Origin of the sequence: Bordetella petrii, assembly GCF_020991325.1 — a bacterium.
In the GTDB taxonomy this organism is placed as follows: domain Bacteria; phylum Pseudomonadota; class Gammaproteobacteria; order Burkholderiales; family Burkholderiaceae_B; genus Bordetella_A; species Bordetella_A petrii_E.
Genome location: NZ_JAJMLX010000424.1, coordinates 1 through 2562 on the forward strand (window position 1 = coordinate 1; position 2562 = coordinate 2562).

The 2562-nt window shown below is 64.6% G+C and carries 4 protein-coding genes and 1 riboswitch; of the genes, 1 reads left to right on the forward strand and 3 read right to left on the reverse strand.

What is annotated here, in order from left to right; genetic code table 11:
• The 3 genes from LPZ50_RS24010 to LPZ50_RS24020 all read right to left on the reverse strand — a co-directional run.
• Window positions 1-459: 3,4-dihydroxy-2-butanone-4-phosphate synthase (locus tag LPZ50_RS24010; RefSeq protein ID WP_230665356.1), on the reverse strand; the 459-nt coding region annotated here is incomplete at its 3' end.
• 136 nt (window positions 460-595) lie between these two features.
• A riboswitch (FMN riboswitch) is annotated at window positions 596-747 on the reverse strand.
• A gap of 53 nt (window positions 748-800) precedes the next feature.
• On the reverse strand, window positions 801-1280 hold the full coding sequence (locus LPZ50_RS24015; RefSeq protein ID WP_230665357.1) for an SET domain-containing protein: 480 nt from the start codon (window positions 1278-1280) through the stop codon (window positions 801-803).
• A 76-nt stretch (window positions 1281-1356) separates the two neighbouring features.
• Window positions 1357-1830, reverse strand: coding sequence for an Lrp/AsnC family transcriptional regulator (locus LPZ50_RS24020; protein WP_230665358.1), 474 nt, complete (start codon window positions 1828-1830; stop codon window positions 1357-1359).
• A gap of 93 nt (window positions 1831-1923) precedes the next feature.
• On the opposite strand from LPZ50_RS24020, the gene LPZ50_RS24025 reads away from it, so the two are divergent.
• A partial coding sequence (locus LPZ50_RS24025; RefSeq protein WP_268903608.1) for a thiamine pyrophosphate-binding protein occupies window positions 1924-2562 on the forward strand: 639 nt, incomplete at its 3' end.

Here is a 2562-nt window from a genome sequence, read left to right on the forward strand (position 1 = left end):
CGGCAGGATGGCCACGGCCAGCACCAGGATGCCCAGGCCGCCTATCCATACCAGCGTGGAACGCCACAGGTTGATGGCCGCGCGTATGGTGGTGACACGGTCGGCCGCGGACACGCCGGTGGACACGCCCTGGCGGGCTTCGATAGACACGGTGAAGGCCGTGCTGTAGCGGCTTTCGTTGCGCGCGACCATGGGCGGCAACTGCAGTTGCTGCAGCGTGTCGTCGGTCAGGCACAGGCAGACGATGCCGCTGCAGTCGCGGATCAGCTGGGCCATGACGGGCACGGTGAGTTTGTCGGCGGCCACGATCAGGTCGGCCTCGTTTTCGCGGTCGAAATCATCCATCAGGATGACGGGCCGCCCCAGGCGCATGTGATGCAGCGCGCGCGCCAGGCGTGCCGGAAAAGGCTGGGCGGTAAGGTCGGGGGGCAGGTAGGGGAGGGAAGGAACGGCGGACATTGAAACGCTCTCGCAAGTGAAAGTTGGCGAAAAACGTTTCAGGGCTCATGCAGCCAGGCCATGCACCCGCGGCCGGACAGGGCGTGCGCGGCCAAGGGCCACGGCACGGCCCCGCGTGGAGCGGGAATGCGAGCCGGCACATCTTCTTTCATCCGGACTATGACCGTCGGCCCTGGCATCGCACCAGATCTGCTGACCCCGGCCAGGGAATGGCGGCCGGGCGCTCGCGGGCTTGCCGCATTGCGGCTTACCGCCGGTGGGGAATTTCGCCCCGCCCTGAAGACGTACTGCTATGCCGCGACAGGCGGCAAGCCCCATTGTACGCCTGGCGGGCGCGCCGCTTATTTCTGCTTGGTTTTCAAGGCCAGCATGGTGCCGCGGCAGGCCGGCGTGCCGCACAGGCATTGATACGATGTCTTGAGCTTCTTGGTGATCTTGCCGTCGAGCACCAGGCCGTAGTCGTAGAACAGTTCTTCGCCGCGCACAATGTCGCGCAGCGCGGTGATATACACGCGCTTGCCGTGCTTGCCTTCCTGGGCTTCGCAGTTGGGCTCGCAGGAATGGTTGATCCAGCGCGCGTCGTTGCCGTCGTCGCCGCCATCGATGACGCGGCCGGAACTGAGCGAAAAGAAGAACGTGTGGAAGGGGTCGTCGGGGTTGGTGGGATGGCGGCGGTCGGCCTCTTTGGCGCTGATGCGCTGGCCCCCGTATTCGATGATGCGCGTACCTGCCGGGATCTTGCGTGCGGCGAAAACGCCGTTGCCGTGCAATTTGGAGCGGCGCACGACGTGCCAGGGCTTGGGAGATTCAGCTGTGGTCATGAAAGATGCCAAAGGCGGGTAGCGGGCCAGCGGGGATTATATCGGTGCCCACACCGCCCATGATGACAGCGGCCGTTTACTCGGTGTCGGGCGGTGTCAGCGGCAGTTGGGTTTCCTTCAGCCGGCGCAGCACGAAACACGATTTGCTATGGCGTATGCCGGGGATGCGGTACAGCTGTTCGCGCAATAGCCGTTCATAGTCGCGCGTGTCGCGCACGGCGATGCGTATGTAATAGTCGTAGTCGCCCGACACCAGGAAGGCCTCGAGCACTTCGGGAATCTGCGCCAGCGCGCGGCCGAACTCGTACAAGGTTTCTTCGCTGTGGCTTTCCAGCGTAATGTGCACGATGACCGTGTCCATGAAGCCCAGGCTGGCCGGATCGATATCCGTGGTGTAGCCGCGGATGACGCCGGCCGATTCCATGCGCTTGATGCGGTTCCAGCACGGCGTGGACGACAGCCCCACCTCGGCGCCGATGTCGTTGAGGCTGGCGCGCGCATTCTGCTGCAGCGCCTTCAGGATGGCCAGGTCGAACTTGTCCAGTTTCATTTTCCAGGTTCCCGCGCAAATAAAGATAAATTTACTGGAAAAACCGGGAATTCGTAGAAAAGAAGAGAAATCTTCTTCCCTATTCAGCATAAGATGTTCAGCATGAACGATCGCCTCCACGCCCACGCCCTTGCCGCCTTGCACGATGATGACACCCGCCCCGCCCGCAATGGGGCCGAGATTCTGCTCGACACCCTGATCGAGCGCGGTGTCGACACGGTGTTCGGCTACCCCGGCGGCGCGGTGCTGCCGCTGTACGACGCGCTGTACGCCGAGCCGCGCCTGCGCCATGTGCTGGTGCGCCATGAACAGGCGGCCGTGCATGCTGCCGAAGGCTATGCCCGCACCACCGGCCGTCCCGGCGTGGTGTTCGTGACGTCGGGCCCCGGCATGGCCAACACCACGTCGGGCCTGCTGGACGCCATGTGCGACTCGATCCCGGTGTTGTGCATCAGCGGCCAGGTGGCCACGTCGGCCATCGGCACCGACGCATTCCAGGAATGCGATGCCATGGGCATTTCGCGTTCGGTGACCAAATGGAATACGCAAGTGCGCGCCGTGGACGATGTAGCCGATGTGGCGGGCCGCGCCTTCGACCTGACGCGCCAGGGCCGCCCGGGACCGGTGCTGGTGGACTTTCCCAAAGATGTGCAGCTGGCCTGCCCGGCGCAGCAGGCCGACCCGGCCGTGTCGTCGGAAAGCCAGCGGCTGGCCGCGTTGCGCGCGCGCCCA

Excerpts from the sequence above, each read along its gene's own strand:
- LPZ50_RS24020 (WP_230665358.1), bottom strand. The coding sequence starts at position 1,830 with ATGAAACTGGACAAGTTCGACCTGGCCATCCTGAAGGCGCTGCAGCAG.
- LPZ50_RS24015 (WP_230665357.1), bottom strand. The coding sequence starts at position 1,280 with ATGACCACAGCTGAATCTCCCAAGCCCTGGCACGTCGTGCGCCGCTCC.